At 54.1% G+C, this 18,103-nt stretch carries 16 protein-coding genes; 13 read left to right on the forward strand and 3 right to left on the reverse strand.

Translation table 11 applies throughout. The features are described 5' to 3' along the window. The first annotated feature begins 122 nt into the window (after nucleotides 1-122). The 5 genes from steA to CIG75_RS08385 all read left to right on the forward strand — a co-directional run bounded on the left by steA (nucleotide 123) and on the right by CIG75_RS08385 (nucleotide 5,001). Nucleotides 123-1,274, forward strand: coding sequence for a putative cytokinetic ring protein SteA (steA, locus tag CIG75_RS08365; protein ID WP_094236248.1), 1,152 nt, complete (start codon nucleotides 123-125; stop codon nucleotides 1,272-1,274). An 18-nt stretch (nucleotides 1,275-1,292) separates the two neighbouring features. Next, the gene (locus CIG75_RS08370; RefSeq protein WP_157729454.1) at nucleotides 1,293-2,192 is read left to right on the forward strand and encodes a copper transporter; all 900 of its coding nucleotides are present in this window, start codon (nucleotides 1,293-1,295) and stop codon (nucleotides 2,190-2,192) included. Beyond that, nucleotides 2,189-2,854, forward strand: a complete 666-nt coding sequence (locus CIG75_RS08375; protein ID WP_172844431.1) for a glycosyltransferase family 2 protein — start codon at nucleotides 2,189-2,191, stop codon at nucleotides 2,852-2,854. The genes CIG75_RS08370 and CIG75_RS08375 overlap by 4 nt, the downstream gene beginning before the upstream one ends. After that, on the forward strand, nucleotides 2,851-3,714 hold the full coding sequence (locus CIG75_RS08380; protein ID WP_094236251.1) for a hypothetical protein: 864 nt from the start codon (nucleotides 2,851-2,853) through the stop codon (nucleotides 3,712-3,714). The genes CIG75_RS08375 and CIG75_RS08380 overlap by 4 nt, the downstream gene beginning before the upstream one ends. 147 nt (nucleotides 3,715-3,861) lie before the next feature. Further along, complete coding sequence (locus CIG75_RS08385) at nucleotides 3,862-5,001, forward strand: glycosyl hydrolase family 18 protein (protein WP_157729455.1); 1,140 nt, start codon at nucleotides 3,862-3,864, stop codon at nucleotides 4,999-5,001. A 58-nt stretch (nucleotides 5,002-5,059) separates the two neighbouring features. Here CIG75_RS08385 and CIG75_RS08390 read toward each other — a convergent pair whose 3' ends face one another. Then, nucleotides 5,060-5,437, reverse strand: a complete 378-nt coding sequence (locus CIG75_RS08390; RefSeq protein ID WP_094236253.1) for a hypothetical protein — start codon at nucleotides 5,435-5,437, stop codon at nucleotides 5,060-5,062. Between the two features lie 29 nt (nucleotides 5,438-5,466). Further along, a complete protein-coding gene (locus CIG75_RS08395) occupies nucleotides 5,467-5,709 on the reverse strand; it encodes a DUF2627 family protein (protein ID WP_094236254.1) in 243 nt (80 codons plus the stop codon). A 242-nt stretch (nucleotides 5,710-5,951) separates the two neighbouring features. On the opposite strand from CIG75_RS08395, the gene CIG75_RS08400 reads away from it, so the two are divergent. The 8 genes from CIG75_RS08400 (at nucleotide 5,952) to lipB (ending at nucleotide 16,157) form a co-directional block, all read left to right on the forward strand. Beyond that, nucleotides 5,952-8,039 carry a sigma 54-interacting transcriptional regulator gene (locus tag CIG75_RS08400; RefSeq protein WP_094236255.1) on the forward strand — a complete coding sequence of 696 codons (2,088 nt, stop codon included), beginning with the start codon at nucleotides 5,952-5,954 and terminating at the stop codon, nucleotides 8,037-8,039. A 412-nt stretch (nucleotides 8,040-8,451) separates the two neighbouring features. Then, nucleotides 8,452-9,525 (forward strand): Leu/Phe/Val dehydrogenase, encoded by a 1,074-nt coding sequence (locus CIG75_RS08405; RefSeq protein ID WP_094238375.1) that lies wholly within the window; start codon nucleotides 8,452-8,454, stop codon nucleotides 9,523-9,525. A 49-nt stretch (nucleotides 9,526-9,574) separates the two neighbouring features. Beyond that, complete coding sequence (lpdA, locus tag CIG75_RS08410; protein ID WP_094236256.1) at nucleotides 9,575-11,020, forward strand: dihydrolipoyl dehydrogenase; 1,446 nt, start codon at nucleotides 9,575-9,577, stop codon at nucleotides 11,018-11,020. Between the two features lie 14 nt (nucleotides 11,021-11,034). Continuing rightward, nucleotides 11,035-12,030, forward strand: a complete 996-nt coding sequence (locus tag CIG75_RS08415; protein ID WP_094236257.1) for a thiamine pyrophosphate-dependent dehydrogenase E1 component subunit alpha — start codon at nucleotides 11,035-11,037, stop codon at nucleotides 12,028-12,030. A gap of 15 nt (nucleotides 12,031-12,045) precedes the next feature. Continuing rightward, the gene (locus CIG75_RS08420; protein WP_094236258.1) at nucleotides 12,046-13,029 is read left to right on the forward strand and encodes an alpha-ketoacid dehydrogenase subunit beta; all 984 of its coding nucleotides are present in this window, start codon (nucleotides 12,046-12,048) and stop codon (nucleotides 13,027-13,029) included. Between the two features lie 23 nt (nucleotides 13,030-13,052). Continuing rightward, nucleotides 13,053-14,402, forward strand: a complete 1,350-nt coding sequence (locus tag CIG75_RS08425) for a dihydrolipoamide acetyltransferase family protein (RefSeq protein WP_094236259.1) — start codon at nucleotides 13,053-13,055, stop codon at nucleotides 14,400-14,402. Between the two features lie 35 nt (nucleotides 14,403-14,437). Further along, a complete protein-coding gene (gene lipA, locus CIG75_RS08430) occupies nucleotides 14,438-15,358 on the forward strand; it encodes a lipoyl synthase (RefSeq protein WP_407701286.1) in 921 nt (306 codons plus the stop codon). A gap of 52 nt (nucleotides 15,359-15,410) precedes the next feature. Continuing rightward, complete coding sequence (gene lipB / locus CIG75_RS08435) at nucleotides 15,411-16,157, forward strand: lipoyl(octanoyl) transferase LipB (protein WP_094236261.1); 747 nt, start codon at nucleotides 15,411-15,413, stop codon at nucleotides 16,155-16,157. 103 nt (nucleotides 16,158-16,260) lie between these two features. Here lipB and CIG75_RS08440 read toward each other — a convergent pair whose 3' ends face one another. After that, a complete protein-coding gene (locus tag CIG75_RS08440) occupies nucleotides 16,261-18,012 on the reverse strand; it encodes a methyl-accepting chemotaxis protein (RefSeq protein WP_172844432.1) in 1,752 nt (583 codons plus the stop codon). Nucleotides 18,013-18,103 lie beyond the last annotated feature (91 nt).

Genomic DNA, 18,103 nt, shown 5'->3' on the forward strand with positions numbered 1-18,103 from the left:
GGTCTTTTTTTCTTATCTGCATGTTCGAAACTCCAATTTTCCATTTGAGGGATTATCTGACGGATGCCTGTTCCATACTAGGGGTATCCGTTTTTTTGTGTCCAGAAAGGTGGGCGTTCGAGATGCGGTTTGCGTTGGAGAAAAAGGGAACTGGGGTCAGACTGCACGGTGTCGCGCGCAAAGACCGCAAGACGAAACAACTCGTCAAACGCATACAGCCAAACGAAATTGCGGTGATTCAGCATGTGGACCTCGACGAGGTGGCGGCCGATGCGCTGATCGCTACGAAAGTGCAAGCGGTGATCAACACAGCCCCTTCCATTTCGGGACGCTATCCGAACCTTGGACCTTTAAAACTGGTGCGGGCCGGCGTTTTCCTGCTCGATGAAGCGCCTGCCGAACTGATGCAGAAGCTGACAGACGGACAGATCGTCTCGGTGATCGACAACCTGATCGTCTTGGAAGATGCGGTCGTCGGCAAAGCACAGGTGCTAGATGAAGAACTGATCCTCGCCCGCATGGCAAAGGCGCTGGTCAATGTCAGGAGCGAACTGCGCGCCTTTGTGGAAAATACGCTGACCTATGCGCAGCAGGAAAAAAACTTTTTTCTCGGCGATCTGCCGAAGTTGGATATGAAAACAAAAATGAGCGGGCGGCACGTGCTGGTCGTGGTGCGCGGGCCGACGTATAAAGAAGATTTGCGTGCAATCGCCACTTACATCCGGGATGTCAAACCGGTGCTGATCGGCGTGGATGGCGGTGCGGATGCTCTGGTGGAAGCGGGATTTCGACCCGACTTGATCGTCGGCGACATGGACTCGGTCAGCGACGCGGGCCTGCGTTCAGGGGCGGAGCTGATCGTTCACGCGTATGCGGATGGTCGTGCGCCAGGGCTTGTGCGGATCGAGACGTTGAAACTGCAAGCACATGTCTATCCTGCACCGGGGACGAGCGAAGATGTGGCGATGTTGCTCGCTCACGAATACGGAGCGGAGCTGATCGTGGCGCTGGGCACACATTCGAACATGATCGATTTTTTGGAAAAAGGACGGCGGGGCATGGCGAGTACAGTGTTGACGCGAATGCGCATCGGCAACAAACTGGTCGATGCGAAAGGGGTTTCACAGCTGTATTGCCCGACGATCGACTGGCGGGCGGCCTGCCTGATCGTTGGCGCTGCGAGCGTGCCGCTCGGCGTGGCCGCTTGGTTGAATCCGCTGACCCGCTCCTTTTTGAAGATGGTGTACTTGAACGTGAGGCTGTTTGTGACCTAAGTTTTGCACGTCCTGGGGGTGAACAGGCTGTACGGCATTCGATATCACATCATGACCTTGATCGCAGTCTTCCTCTCGCTAGGGCTGGGACTTTTGCTTGGTGGAACGCTTGGCGATGAGGTGATCGTCAAAGAGCAGGTGCAACTGCTGGAGCAGTTGGAAGAGCGCTATACGCAGACCAAAGCGGACAACGCAAAGTTGAAGAAGCAAAATGGTGAACTGACCCGTGGCCAGTCGCTGTTGGAACAGGTGGTCGCGCAAGTTGGCGGACACTATGTCAAAGACCGCCTCGCAGGCAAAAAAGTGGCCGTGTTGCAACTGGAGACGCTCGATCTTTCCGGTCTGCTCACCGAGTTGCATGCGGCAGGTGCAAATGTGACCAGCACGGTGGCGCTGACTAATGTAGTGCCGTTGCTAGACACGCGTCAGGAACGGTTGGTGCAAGCGCTGGGGATTCAGACGACCGGCGATGTAAAACTGGTGCACACTGCCTTCGCTGAAAATCTGGTGCGGGACTTGTACCTGCAAAAGGGCGGAGCGGCGCTCAACTACCTGCAAGACAGCGATGCACTGACCGCAAGCGGCGACCTCGGGGTGCGCCCCGATGCTGTGATCCTGGTCGGCGGAGCGGGCAATGCGAGCAAATCGCGCCTGCAAGCTGTCGATCTGCCGCTGCTCAAAGCGTTGCAAACGCAGGAATTGAACGCCGCCTGTGTCGAGCGTTCCGATGTGGCCCATTCGGGAGTGAGTCACTACCGCGAGCTTGGGTTCTCCACGGTGGATAACATCGACCAAGTGACCGGGCTGGTCGCACTGATCGACATCTTAGGCGGGGCCAACGGGCATTTTGGAGTGAAAAAGACGGCCGAGGCATTGCTCCCGAAAGTCACAACTGCGAAGGAGGTCAGCGCCCAGTGAAAGTGTGTGTGCTCATCCCAGCTTGGAATGAAGCGGATCGGATCGACCAGACGATTCTTGCTGTGCGGACCTTGGACATCGTTGATGAAATTTGGGTGATCGATGACGGCTCGACCGACGATACGTATCGCGTGTCGATGGAAGCGGGCGCGCGCGTGATCCGACACTCCACCAACTACGGAAAAGGGGCTGCTCTGTACTCGGGCATGTTGGTCGCAGATGCGGACATCGTGGTGTTTCTGGATGCGGATCTGTGTGAGACGGCAGTGGAATGTGAGAAGCTGATCCGACCCTTGCTAGAAGATCGCTGTGACATGACGATCGGACAGTTGCCCAAGCCGTTAAAAGGTGGGTTTGGCCTCGTCAAAAACTTTGCGCGGGGTGGCATTCGCAAACTTGGCGGTATCGAGGTGCAGGCACCGCTCTCTGGGCAGCGGGCGTTAAATCGCCGCGTTCTTGATGCGATCGGCAATCTCGGCAGCGGCTATGGGGTCGAAGTGGGGATGACGATCGATGCGGCGCGCAAAGGGATGAGGTTGTTAGAGGTGGAGGTAAATATGAAAAATCGTGAGTACGGACGCGATCTGCGTGGATTTGTACACCGTGGCAAGCAGTTGATCCAGATCGCGCGCGTGCTGTTGAGTAGGTGGCAGATGAGATGAATCCTTATTGGGCAGGAACGGCTGTAGGGCTGTTAATGGCGTTTTGGGGCGGTTATCTGCTCACGACTTTGATGGTCCCCCCTTTGCAAACCGCATTTCAAAAAGCGGGTCTGATGCGTCCCAACTTTGCAGGGAAGCAGGTGCCAGTCGGGATGGGGAGCGCGTTGTGGCTCGGGATGTTTTTGACGGTGGTCCCGTTTTTTCTGCTGAGCGACCTGTTGCCGATCCCATGGGCGATGGTGCAGGATCTGATCGGATTGCTGATTGTCGGGACAGGTTTTTTTGTGATCGGCCTGCTCGACGATGTAGCGGGCAATCGAGAAGTGACCGGCATTCGTGGGCATTTGAGAAAATTGCTGTGGGGGCGGGAGCTGACCACAGGGTTGATCAAAGCGCTGGCGGGTCTGTTCACTGGCATCGTCGGCGCGTGGATGATCGGAGCAGAAGGGATGGAACTGGCGGTGAACAGTGCGGTGATCGCACTGTCGGCCAATCTGGTCAACCTGCTCGATCTCCGTCCTGGCCGAGCTTGCAAGGGGGTGCTGCTCATCCTGCTACTCGTGGCCGTCTGCTCACTGCGCGCGATCAACTCTCCTGTTTTTTGGTTGGTGCTCGGCGTGGTGCTGGCCTACTTCCCCGGTGATGTGAAAGCGCGGATGATGATGGGCGACGCAGGCTCCAATTTGCTTGGCGGTAGCATCGGGCTGTTGGTCGTCGCGACCTGCTCCCCGACTGTGACGGTCGGTTGGCTCATCGTCCTGCTGATTCTGCATGTATATGCGGAAAAATATTCGCTCTCCGATACGATCGAAAACAACAGATTGTTACGCTGGCTGGATGTGCTGGGGCGGTCCGCATAAGTCATCTGTAGCTCGTAGAGAAGGCCGAGGTGCACACTGTCGCATCGGCCTTTTGGATGGTTGTCAGATAGTACCGCTATCTCTTTCCCGGCGATTCTACTACCCTATAAAGTAGACCGAACGCTACTTATGAAGGTGGGGAATCGTATGAAAAGAAGAGCCATATGGGGCATTGCTGCGGTTCTCGTTCTGTTTTTTGCGGTGCTGGTGTGGGTGTTTCTCAGGACAGAACCCAACACCGAAACCGAGCCAGCACCACAAGGGGCGGTGCCGTCAACGCCGCCGATCGTGGAGCAGCAAGCGCCTGTGCCAGATACGTCGGAGCCCGCTAAGTCGGTGCTCGGCTATTATACGCAATACGCAGCGGAGGACAAGAACTCCTATCGGTCGCTAGCCACGCACAGCGACTATCTTGATCAAGTGACCATGATGACGTTTCATGTGACAGCCACAGGCGATATTGCGGGCACTCCTGCTACGGAGGGCATCGACTTGGCCGCTTCGAAACGAGTGCCGTTATATGCGTCGCTGACCAATGAGTCTGATGCAGGGTTTGATAAAAAATTGGCGCATACGGTGCTGTCCAATCCGGACTTGCGACAGAAGACGGTGAGCCGTGCGCTCGATTTAGTAAAGCAAAATCGATTCGGTGGATTGAATCTCGATTTTGAAAATATGTACCCGACCGATCGAGCTGCGTACACTTCGTTTGTGCAGGAGCTGGCCGAGGCGATGCACAACCACAGTTATCGCTTGATCGTCTCGGCAGCCGCCAAACAAGCGGATGCTCCACAGTCTAACTGGTTTGGCGCTTTCGACTATGCAGCACTCGGGCAGGCGGCCGATCAGGTACAGCTCATGACCTATGATGAAAACGGACCATGGGGCGATCCTGGCTCAGTGGCAGGTTATCCATGGGTGGAGAGCGTCATAAGCTATGCGGTGTCAGTAATCCCGTCCCACAAAATTTTGATCGGTCTGCCTTCTTACGGATATGATTGGAACATGACGGCTGGTACTGGCAAAGCGGTGACCTGGAAAGGCATTCCCAACCTTTTGGCGAAGACGGGTGCGAAGCCGCAATGGGATGTCGGTAAGCGCTCTCCGTATTTTTCCTATACAGCGGAGGACGGCTCAGCGCACATCGTCTGGTATGAAGACGAGCGGTCGATCACAGCCAAAGTGCAGTTGGTACATGGCTATGAGCTTGGAGGCGTCTCCGTCTGGCGCATGGGGCTCGAAGACGAGTCGTTTTGGCAGGCTGTGCAAAGCGGACTTGCTGAATAAAAGAAACCGCCGCTTCTCTTTTCTGGAAGCAGGCGGTTTCTTTTCGAACGAGGCTACGTCATTGCTTGATTCGACGCTCCAACTCCTCTTGGATCAATGTCAGCACGGCGCCATCGAGCACGCCGTTGTTCGCGATGACCTGTTGCTGAATGATGCCGATGACCACATCATAGCCGAGCTCGTTGATCGCTTGTTGCGTGGTCGGGTTTTTCATCACTTCGCCTAAAAATCGGTTGATTTCAGTTTGGCCGACATGGGCCGCATCCATCAATTTTTGCGTGAGCTGCGTATCTTCTTTTAACTGTTTCAGCGTGTCTTGTGCCTGCTGTTTCAGTTCGTTCGCTTTTTCGGTCAGTGTATCTTGGTCCACGGAAATCGAGCATCCGCTGAAGAGCAGGATTGCAGCGAGCGCTGTCAGAGCCCATTTCTTTTTCATCAAGAATGCCTCCTTTGTCTCGAACCGCGTTATTTCGTTTTCCAAGCCGGGGGTTTGACTTTGCCCCTCTTGCGGTCGCGGTAGAAGACCAAGCCGCCGAGAAATGCGATGCCGCCAGTTGTAAGGATGACGCCTAGCACGATCCGCCACCAGATGACCGCATCCGGGTGCGCCATCTTGTCAACGATCGCGATCCGAATCAGATTTAAGCCGTAGCCCGATACGAGAAAGACGCCAACTAAGATCGCCCAGACGATCAATTTTGCTAACATAGAGGTCTCGTCCTTTCAAACTTGCCGATAGATTCATGTCCACTATACCGCACTGAGCAGGTGTTTCACAAGAATGCGAAGCAGTCCTTGCTGGCCACTGTGGGGAGAGCCATGCAGGGTGGCAGGATTTCCTATTGGGATGTCGAAAGCGTTTTGGATGTGCAATTTTTTTCATGCCTGCAATTCTTTGCAAACATTTTTTTGCAGACGATTCGATAGATCAATGAGTGGGGATGGTAGGGTTGATAAAAATCTTAATCGTAGGGGCGGGCCGCGGGGGATCGGCGATGCTTCGCGCCTTTGAAGATTTGGCCAAAGTGCGAGTGGTCGGGATTGTCGATATCGATACGAACGCACCCGGATTAGCGTTGGCGCGTGAGATGGGAATTGCGACCGGCGTGTATTTCGAAGACTTTTTGAATGAAAGCGTCGATGTGGTGATCGAAGCGACAGGAGACCCGCGAGTCAATCGGAAGATCAGTGAACTGAAATCGCCGCAGACGACGCTGGTGCCTGGGGCGATCGCCTCTTTGATGATGCATCTCTTGCTGGAAAAAGAGGAGTTGATTCGCCAGCTCACCGTTTCGCGGCAAGAATTGAACATCGTGTTGAACTCAACGCATGATGCGATGATTGCGATCAATGCGGAAGGTATTCTCACGCTGTACAACACCTCGGCGGAACGACTGACCGGGATTCCTGCCGAGGAGATGATCGGACTGTTGGCAAGCGAGGTGGTGCCCAACTCGCGCCTGCATGTTGTGTTGCAGACGGGGGAGTCGGAACTCAATCAATTGCAACTGTTCGGCAACACGCGGATCATCACCAACCGTGTGCCGGTGCGGGATGAGTCGGGCGATGTGGTCGGCGCGGTCGCGGTGTTTCGGGACATCACAGAAGTGCAGCAACTGGCTGAAGAGGTGACCAACCTCAAAGAGATCCAGGAACTGTTGCAGGCGATCATCAACTCGACGCAAGACGCGATCTCCGTCGTTGATACGGAGGGTCGGGGCATCTTGATCAATCCGGCTTATACGCGTTTGACGGGACTTACGGAAGGGGACATCATCGGCAAACCGGCTGAAGCGGATATCGCAGAAGGGGAATCGATGCATATGAAAGTGCTGACCACGCGCAAACCGGTGCGTGGTGTCGGCTTGAAAGTCGGCCCGGCGAAAAAAGAAGTGCTGGTCAATGTAGCACCGATCGAAGTGGACGGCATTTTAAAAGGTTCGGTCGGCATCATCCACGACATTTCGGAGATCAAAAAGCTGACCGATGAACTAAATCAGGCCAAGCAACTCATAAGAAAGCTGGAAGCGAAATATACCTTTGATGATATCATCGGTACCTCAAACGAGATGGTCGCGGCGATCGAACAAGCTCACAAAGCGGCGCAGACCCCGGCTACCGTGTTGCTGCGCGGCGAATCGGGGACGGGGAAGGAACTGTTTGCCCACGCCATCCACAACGACGGCGAGCGCAAATACAATCAGTTTATCCGCGTCAACTGTGCGGCGATCTCCGAAAGCTTGCTCGAATCGGAGTTGTTTGGCTATGAGGAAGGCGCCTTCACCGGGGCTAAACGCGGCGGCAAAAAGGGCCTGTTTGAAGAGGCGTCGGGCGGCACGATCTTCCTCGATGAGATCGGGGAGCTGTCGATGAGCATGCAGGCCAAAATTTTGCGCGTGCTGCAGGAAAAAGAGATCCTGCGCGTCGGCGGCGCTAAGGCGACGACCGTAAACGTGCGCGTGATTGCGGCGACCAACGTCAATTTAGAGCGGGCGATGCAGCAAGGAGCATTTCGTGAAGATCTGTACTACCGCCTGAACGTCTTGCCGATCATCATTCCGCCACTGCGTTTTCGGAAAGTGGATTTAGCAGCGATCGCCTCGCGTTTGATTCAAAAATACAACCAAGAGTATGGGCGTAGCGTAGAACGAATCGCTTCGGACACGCTGATAAAAATGCAAAACTACGCCTGGCCGGGTAACGTGCGGGAATTGGAGAATTCGATCGGACGGGCTATGATCAACATGAAGTTTACGGAGACGGTGATCGAACCGTATCACCTGATCCTGCCGGGAGAAGTGCCAGAACAAAATGGAGTTGGCGGCACTGCGACAGAACGGGGAGCGGTGTCTGCGGAGGCGGCGAACTCGGTTTCGGGCGAGGTGCGTCCGCTCGACGAGGTGGTCGGTGAGGCCGAGCGCCAGCACATCGAGCGGGCCTTAGAGCAGACCAAAGGCAACAAGACCGAAGCGGCCAAACGATTGGGCATCGCTGTGCGCAGTCTGTATTACAAGTTGGACAAATATGGATTGCAGTAATCCGGAAGCGGCTTTCAGTTGAAATGCGCAAGTTTTTGCAAGCAACAACTTGCGCATTTTCTGCAAAAACTTGCACGACACATGAAGGGCTCTTCCCTTTGAAAATGATTTCGCAGGGGCAAGATGCCCTTTTTGCGCCAACTTTGAAAGCGATTGCGAAAAAGTTGGCACGAACCTTGCATATATATAATTGGCGTGAACGGTTTTCAGACCAATGTGCATTTGGTAAGACTGGACATAGTTAGCGTAATGGTAGCAGATGCTATCCATAACTGCCTTTTGCTACCACTCCAGCCTAGACTTATGGTATTCTGTTTTTTGAGTGTGGGGTACTGTTAAGCTCTTGTATTATCATTCCGAAAAACGATTCACAACAATCAAAGGGGGAACTATCGTGAAAATTTTTGAATATATGGAGAAATACGACTACGAACAGCTGGTGTTCTGTCATGACGAAGCATCCGGACTGAAGGCAATCATCGCGATTCACGATACCACTTTGGGCCCGGCACTCGGCGGCACCCGCATGTGGACCTACGATACCGAAGAAGCTGCGATCGAAGACGCACTGCGCCTCGCTCGCGGCATGACCTATAAGGCAGCAGCAGCCGGCCTCAACCTCGGCGGTGGCAAGACCGTTCTGATCGGCAACCCGAAAACGGACAAATCGGAAGCGCTGTTCCGCGCGCTCGGCCGTTATGTCGAGTCCCTGAACGGCCGTTACATCACTGCAGAGGACGTCGGCACCTCCGAAACGGACATGAACTACATCCATATGGAAACCAAATACGTGACCGGCGTCTCGGTCGAATACGGATCTTCCGGCAACCCGTCTCCGATGACCGCTCTCGGCTGCTTCCGCGGTCTGCAAGCGGCAGCGAAAGCAGCGTTTGGCACGGATGATGTATCCGGCAAGACGGTCGCTGTTCAAGGCGTTGGCAATGTCGGCTACTACCTGTGCAAACAACTGCATGAAGCGGGCGCGAAGCTGATCGTCACCGATATCAACCAAGATTCGCTCGACCGCGTCGTTCGCGAGTTTGGCGCAGAAGTGGTAGCACCCAACGATATTTTCGGCGTGGAATGCGACATCTTCGCACCTTGCGCTTTGGGTGCGATCATCAACGATGAGACGATTCCGAAGTTCAAATGCAAAGTGATCGCAGGCTCTGCGAACAACCAGCTGAGAGAAGAACGTCATGGTGATACGATCCATGAGATGGGCATCTTCTACGCACCGGACTACGTGATCAACTCTGGCGGCCTGATCAACGTGGCTGTCGAGTTGGAAGGCTACAATGAAAACTTGGCGCGCAAAAAGGTTGAGAACATCTACAACATCATTTCGACCATCTTTGACATCTCCAAGCGCGACAACATTCCGACCTACCAAGCGGCAGATCGCATGGCGGAAGACCGCATCAACCAACTGAAAAACACTCGTTCGAACTTCCTGAGCACCGAGCGTTCCCTGCTGTCGAAATAACTCTTCGTCGTAGGACTACTTGAATCAGTGGAAGGAGCCAAGGAAATCAATGTCTGATCAATATGATGTTGTTGTCCTGGGCGGGGGCACGGGCGGCTATGTAGCCGCCATTCGTGCTGCCCAGCTCGGACTGAAAGTGGCTGTAGTAGAAAAAGAGAAGGTCGGCGGTACTTGTCTGCATCGTGGTTGCATGCCCTCCAAGGCGCTGCTCAAAAGCGCTGACATCATGGCGACCTTGCAAAAGTCCAAGGAGTTTGGCGTTGCGGTCGAGGGATCTGTGTCGCTCGATTTTGGCAATGTCATGGCGCGCAAAGAAAAGATCATCAACAACTTGTACAAAGGCGTGCAAGGTTTGCTCAAAAAGAACAACGTCGAGGTCATCGAAGGTCTTGGCCGCGTCATGGGTCCGTCGATCTTCTCCCCGATTGCAGGTGCTGTCTCTGTGGAACGCGCGAACGGCGAAGCGGAAATCATCGCGCCGCGCAACGTGGTCATCGCGACCGGGTCCCGCCCGCGTTCGTTGCCTGGCCTTGAGATCGATGGCAAGTATGTGATCACCTCCGACGAAGCGCTGGAGATGGAAGAGCTGCCTAAGTCGGTGATCATCGTAGGTGCTGGTGTCATCGGTTGCGAGTGGGCCTCGATGCTGTCCGACTTCGGAGTTGAAGTGACGATGATCGAGTACGCGCCGCGCATCTTGCCGCTCGAAGATGAAGATGTGTCGGCAGAACTTGCCAAACTGTTCGGCCGCCGCAAGTCGAAGATCAAGATTCATACGTCTACCGGCGTGCTTGCTGACACCGTCAAGGTGGAAGGGGAACAGGTATCGATCTCAGCGACCGTCAATGTGGGTACTGAGAAAGAAGCGGTGCAAACGTTTACCGCCGACAAGATTCTGGTCTCCGTCGGCCGTGCCGCGAACGTGGAGAACATTGGCCTTGAAGCGACCGAGATCGTCGTGGAGAAAGGCACGATCCAAGTGGATGAGCATTATCGCACGAAAGAAAAGAACATCTTTGCGATCGGTGATGTGATCAACACGCCGCAATTGGCGCACATTGCCGCGCATGAAGGGATTCATGCGATGGAAGTGATCGCAGGCGAGCACCCGCATCCGATCGACTACAAGATGATTCCGCGTTGTACATATACCCGTCCGGAAATCGCTTCCCTCGGCTATACGGAAGCAGAGCTTCGCGCGGAAGGCCGTGAGATCAAAGTGGGCAAATTCCCGTTCCGTGGCATCGGCAAGGCGATGATCAACGGCGAATTTGACGGCTTTGTGAAAATGATCGCGGATGCGAAGACGAACGACCTGCTTGGCGTGCACATCATCGGTCAAAACGCGACCGACATGATCTCGGAAGCAAGTCTGGCGCATCTGCTCGATGCGACTCCGTGGGAGATCGGCACGGCGATTCATCCGCATCCGACCCTTTCGGAAGCGATCGGCGAAGCAGCGCTCGCCGTCGACGGCAAAGCGATTCATTTCTAGGGAGGTTTTCCTTCATGTCCAAGTACGATTACAAAGAACTGGGCCTGTCTGAAGAACAGGTTCTTGATCTCTATTATTTCATGCTGCTCGCCCGCAAGTTGGACGAGCGTTTCTGGTTGCTCAACCGTGCCGGCAAAATTCCGTTCGTCATCTCCTGCCAAGGTCAGGAAGCGGCGCAAGTTGGCGCTGCCTATGCGCTGGACAAAGAGATCGACTATCTCGCTCCGTACTACCGTGACCTCGGCTGTGTGCTCGTGTTTGGTCAAACGCCGACAGAGGTCATGATGTCTGCGTTTGCAAAGCCAGGTGACGTCAACTCCCACGGTCGCCAGATGCCAGGTCACTTCGGCGGGCGCAAATACCGCACTCTGTCCGGTTCCTCACCTGTTACCACCCAATTCCCGCATGCGGTTGGCGCTGCGCTCGCAGCGAAGATGCGCGGCGAGAAGAGCGTTGCCTACACCTCGACAGGTGAAGGCTCCTCTAACCAAGGCGATTTCCATGAGGCGTGCAACTTTGCGGCGGTACATAAGTTGCCGTGCATCTTTTACATTGAGAACAACGGCTATGCGATCTCCGTTCCGCTTTCCAAACAGCTCGGCAATCACAACACGGCGGACCGCGCGATCGGCTATGGCATGCCAGGTTATCAGATCGACGGCAACGATGTACTCGAAGTGTACAAGTATGTGAAGGAAGCGGCAGAACGCGGTCGCAACGGTGAAGGACCAACCATGATTGAAGCGCGTACCTACCGCCTCGTTCCGCACTCCTCGGACGATGATGACAGAGCCTACAGAAGCCGTGAAGAAGTTGAAGCGGCGAAGAAGCAGGACCCGCTGATCACGTTTGCGCAGTATCTCCGCGACAAGGGCGTTCTGACCGAAGAGAAGGAAAAAGAGATGAACGACCGCGTAATGCGTGAAGTCAACGAAGGCACTGAAACGGCAGAAAAAGAGCCGTTCTATGCGCCGGAAGACGCGCTTACGCACGTCTACGAAGAACAATAGGAGGTATTCGCAGACATGGCGATTAAATCATATATCGAAGCAGTAACCGAAGCGCTCGATCAGGAGATGGAGCGCGACTCCTCGATTTTTATTCTCGGTGAGGACGTTGGCGTTCGTGGCGGCGTTTTTCGCGCCACCACAGGATTGATCGAAAAATATGGCGAAGATCGCGTGATCGACTCCCCGCTCTCCGAGTCGGCGATCGTCGGCGTATCGATCGGTGCCGCGATGGTAGGTATGCGCCCGGTGGCGGAGATCCAATTCGCAGACTTCATCTTCCCGGCCTATAACCAAATCGTGTCCGAAGCGGCACGTATCCGCTATCGTACCAAGTCGGACTGGTTTGTTCCGATGACGATCCGCGCACCATATGGCGGTGGCGTTCACGGCGCACTCTACCACTCGCAGTCGGTAGAAGCACTGTTCCACCACGTACCGGGTCTGAAAATCGTCATGCCGTCCACTCCGTATGATGTGAAAGGTCTGTTGACCGCTGCGATCCGCGACAATGACCCGGTGCTGTTCTTCGAGCACAAGCGTTGCTACCGCTTGATCAAGGGTGAAGTGCCGTCCGAACAATACACGATCGAAATCGGCAAGGCGGACGTCAAGCGTGAAGGAGATGACGTCACCGTCATCACGTACGGCCTGATGGTTCACTACGCGCTGGAAGCGGCTGAAACGCTGGCACAAGAGGGCATCTCCACGCATATCCTCGACCTGCGTACGATCAAGCCGATCGATCGTGAAGCGATTTTGGAAGCGACGAAAAAGACGGGCAAAGTCCTGATCGTCCACGAAGACAGCAAATTTGGCGGTGTCGGTGGTGAAATTTCTGCAATCATTGCAGAAGAAGCTTTGTTCGACCTCGACGCGCCGATTCAACGACTTGCAGGTCCGGATGTCCCAGCGATGCCATACTCCCCGCCGCAAGAGAAGTTTTTCATGCTGAGCCCTGCTAAAATTGCAGATGCGATCCGCGAACTGGCCAAATTCTAATTCGTACGAAGGAGGACTTCACCATGGCAACGATCCTCATGCCGCAGCTTGGCGAGTCTGTCACGGAAGGCACAATTGCCAAGTGGCTCAAACAACCTGGCGACACAATCAACAAGTATGACTCGATCGCTGAGGTCATCACCGATAAAGTAAACGCTGAAGTTCCGTCCGAGTTTGTCGGCACTTTGACCGAAATCCTCGTTCCGGAGGGTGCGACCGTCTCGGTGGGCACGCCTATCGCAGTGATCGCAGAAGAAGGTGAAGCTTCGGCTCCGGCAACAGCGCCTAAAGCTGAGGTTGCATCGACTCCGACAGCTCCTGCAGCAGCCGTTTCTGCAACCGCTCAGGTTCCGTCCGCTCCGCAGCGCGGGGAAGGCGGCGCTCGTTTCTCTCCGGCCGTTCTGCGCTTGATCCAAGAGCACAACCTTGATGCAAGCCAAATCAGTGGTACTGGTGCTGGCGGACGCATCACCCGCAAAGACGTGCTGGCCTTTGTCGAAGGCGGTGGTGCAACAGCACCGCAAGCGACCAAGACCGAAGCAGAACTGTCCACTGTGGCAGCTCCGACCAAGCCTGCGACCGGTCTGACCGAAATCGGCGCACAGGGAGCGGCAGCAGCACCTGTGGCGGCACCGGTTTCTACTCCGTCTGTCAAACCGTCGTACCAAGCGGCTGAAGGTGACACGGTGATCGAGGCTTCGGGTGTTCGCAAGACGATCGCCCGCAGAATGCTGGAATCGAAACATAACGCGCCGCACGCTTGGACGATGATGGAGGCGGATGTGACTTCGCTTTCCAAGTTCCGCGACAAGAGCAAAGATGCGTTCAAAGCAAAAGAAGGCGTGTCCTTAACCTTCTTGCCGTTCTTCATCAAAGCGGTTGTCGAGTCGCTCAAAGAGTTCCCGATCATCAACTCGACATGGCAAGATGATAAGATTATTATTAAAAAAGATATCAACATTTCGATTGCAGTGGCGACAGAAGACGCACTGTTCGTTCCGGTCATCAAAAATGCTGACCGTCTGAGCATTCTGGGTCTGTCCCATGCGATCAATGATCTGGCAAAACGCGCACGTGCAGGCAAGTTGACACCGGACGATATGTCTGGCGGCACGTTCACCGTCAACAACACCGGATCGTTCGGCTCGATTCAGTCGATGCCGATCATCAATGCACCGCAAGCGGCAATTCTGTCGATGGAAGCGATCGTCAAGCGCCCGGTCGTGACACCGGATGATTCGTTTGCGATTCGTTCGATGATGAACATGTGCATGTCGCTTGACCACCGAGTTCTCGATGGACTGGTTTGCGGTCGCTTCCTGCAAGCGGTCAAGAAGCGCATCGAGTCCTATGTGGAGCCGAACCTGTACTAAGATTTGAGGAAAGTAGGTGTGTCAGCGTGGAAGAACTGAACGTTCTGAACAATTCCCCGGAGGCAGCAGAGGAGGAGCGTCCGCTGCGTCGGCCGGACTGGCTGAAGATTCAATTGCGCACGGGTCCGAACTTCACGGAACTGAAAGATCTGTTGCGGGGAAATACGCTCCACACCGTCTGTGAAGAAGCTCGTTGCCCGAACATCTACGAATGTTGGGAGAACCGTACAGCGACCTTTATGATTCTCGGAGACATCTGTACCCGTGCTTGTGGATTCTGCGCGGTGAAGACGGGCCTGCCGTCCGAATTGGATTTGCAGGAGCCGGAACGCGTGGCCGATTCGGCTGAGATCATGAAACTGCGGCATGCTGTGGTCACTGCGGTTGCCCGCGATGATTTGAAAGATCACGGTGCTTCCGTGTTTGCGGAGACGGTACGCGCGATTCGCCGCCGAATGCCACTGTGCACGGTCGAGGTATTGCCATCCGATATGGGTGGTCAATACGAAGCGCTGAAGGTGTTGCTCGATGCTGAGCCTGACATCTTTAATCACAACATCGAGACGGTTCGCCGCCTGACGCCGAAAGTGCGCGCCAAGGCGACCTATGACCGGACGCTCGACGTGTTGCGCTTCGCGAAAGAGTACAAGCCGCAGATCCCGACCAAATCATCGCTGATGCTCGGCCACGGGGAAACGTGGGAAGAGATCATTCAGGTGATGGATGACTTGCGGGCTGTCGATGTGGATATCATGACGATGGGACAATACTTGCAACCGACGAAAAAGCATCTTCCAGTCAAGAAGTATTGGACGCCGGAAGAGTTTGCCGCTTTGAAAGAAGAGGGGCTGAAACGCGGTTTCAAGCACGTCGAGTCGGGTCCGCTGGTGCGCAGTTCCTATCATGCGCACGAACAAGCCCAATCGACCGATCAAAAGTTCAGAGAAAACGCATAATGCACAGGGTCACAGCGTCTGCTGTGGCCCTTTTGTAAGGAGGCGTAGCACCATGAAACCGCATTGTCAGATCTATGACCTGGGAAAGATCGAATATGGCCCTGCGTTTGACTTGCAGAAACAAGCGGTGAGGGCGATGCTGGAAGGGAAGTTGGAAAATACGATCCTGCTCTTGGAGCACCCGCCCGTCTTTACCATCGGGCGTTCAGGGGGGGCTGAGAACGTGCTGGTGTCCCCAGAGCAGCGCGAACGGCTAGGGATCACGATATTTGATGTCGATCGCGGCGGGGACATCACCTATCACGGGCCAGGGCAATTGGTCGGCTATCCGATCCTGCAATTAGCTCCTTGGAAAAACGATGTGCGTCACTATGTGCGGATGTTAGAAGAGGTGATTATCCGCGTGCTGGCCGATTTTGGTCTGAGCGGAAGTCGCAAAGAGGGGATGACTGGGGCGTGGGTTGGTGATGAAAAAATTTGCGCGATCGGGGTGAAAGCGAACCGCGATACCGCACACAAAGGATTTATCACCTCACATGGTTTTGCTTTCAACATCCAGCCAGACTTGAGTCATTTCGGCTATATCGTGCCATGTGGCATCACCGACTATGGAGTGACCTCTCTGTACCAACTGCTCGGTCATGCACCGGACATGTTGGAGATGAAGCTCCGCTGGGTCAAAGCATTTCAGGAAGTGTTCGATTGCACCGTCGAGTGGCCCACAGATGACATCATTAAGACTCTGCAAGGTGAAGTGCAACATGACAACCACGCCTTTCGCACAGATCGCATGTATTGATGCGCTCCATATTGAGGAAGAAAAAGCAACTGTGCAAGAGCATGAAAAAAGCAACCGAGCCAAGTGGTCGGTTGCTTTTTTAGTAGGGGCTTGAGCCCAGGTCTTACTTCGTTTTGTCGCCTTCTTCGTCATCGGTGCGGATCAGTTGGCTAGCGAGGCGGTTTGCTTGTTCTTGCAGTGCTTGGTTCGAGTCATTGAGCGAGTAGATCGACTTCAACTGCTCGGTAAAGTTTTGTTGGATCAGTTCGACCGATGCAGCCGTTTGTTCCGACATCGAGGATACCGATTCGACGGTGGAGAGCAGCGATTCCTTGCTTTGTTCAACCACTTGGATCGTCTGGGTAACTTTTTGTACGGAAGAAGCAACCGCTTGTACATTATTGCGGATGTGGTAGAAGCTTTGGATCGTGTCTTCAACCTGCGTGGTTTGTTCACGCAGCGAGTCTTCTGCGATCCGCATTTCTTGACCGGTTGAGACGATGTCGCGAGAGATGTCGCTCAACAGCTCGTCGATCTCCTGTGAAGCTTGTTTGGTGTTCGCAGACAGTTTGCGAATCTCATCGGCAACGACAGAGAAACCACGGCCATGTTCGCCTGCGCGTGCTGCTTCAATCGATGCGTTCAGCGACAGCAAGCCCGTTTGTTCCGCAACGTCCTGAATGCTGGACAGGAGGGAGTTGATGCGGCGCGTACGTTCTTCGAGCGAGTAAATCTTTTGTCCCAAACCGAGGGTGATCGCTTCCGTCTGCGAAGACTTTTGCTTGAGTCCTTCGACGATGTCGATCCCTTGTACCGACTCGTCCACACATTTGGCGATCGAGCTGTGCGCTTCGGAGGTGTGGGTGAGAATTTCTCCGATCTTGGCATTGATGTCCCAGAGCTGGCTGTTGCCGCGCTCCGCTTCGGACGCCAAGTATTCGGTGGTGGTGGAGATTTCTTGCAGGGAGCGCAGAACGTGCTCCGCTTGGCCTTTCGAGTTGTCAGAAACGGCTGCAACTTGCGTAAAGGTGGTTACCAGTTGACCAGTGGCCGATTCGATCTCTTTCATCATATTGCGAATCTTTTTCACCATCTCGTTGAAACCGGTGACAACGACGCCGATCTCATCTTGGCTGTTCACTTTCATTTCCACATTCAGGTTGCCCGATCCGACTTGATCCACAGCGTTGGAAAGTTCTTTGATCGGAGACAGCATGCGCTTGAGGTAGAAGTATTGGACTGCGAAGATGATCAGGAACAGCACAACCAGCGCAACACCTAGACCTTTAACCATACTAATTTGTGATTCATGAATGATGTTTGCGCTCATGTCGATCGAGAACATTGCGACCACGTTGCCGCTCGAATCGAGCACCGGCGTGATGACGGTGAACCAGCTGCCAAATTGGTCTTCATAAATGTTGGTGGTGGCAGGTTCTTTTGTTGCTTTTGCTTTTTCCACGGCTGCTACGTATGCCGGGAAAGGTTCCATTTCAGCACCTGGAACGGCTCCCACTTCGATCAGCGAGGACGGGTTGGAGATCGATTTGAACATGCCGTTGGTGTTCAGTTCACCTTCGAAAAGATAGGCTTGTGCAACGTTGGTGTTATATTTCGAAATCTTGTCCAACTGTGCGACCAGTTCTTTTTGCGAAGCAGCATTGACATCCAGTTCTGATTCAGCCTTTTTGACCAGATTGGGGTCAAAGCTGTTTGCAATCAGGTTGCCCAATCCTTTACCTTGTTGGGAAAGTGTCTCGGTGATGACCTTTCCTTCAAAATAGTAGCTGGCAGCGATCATTGTAATACCAACTAAGAAGGTAAAGATGGCTGAGAGCAAAAGATTTTTCTGAAAAAAGGAAAATCTTTTAAACATGCACATGCACCGCCTTAATATGATAAATATTTCGATTGTACTGAATAGTTCTACGTCAAGAGCATTTTATCCTTCCTTGAAATATTCTTCT

The organism is Tumebacillus algifaecis, assembly GCF_002243515.1.
GTDB classification, from domain to species: domain Bacteria; phylum Bacillota; class Bacilli; order Tumebacillales; family Tumebacillaceae; genus Tumebacillus_A; species Tumebacillus_A algifaecis.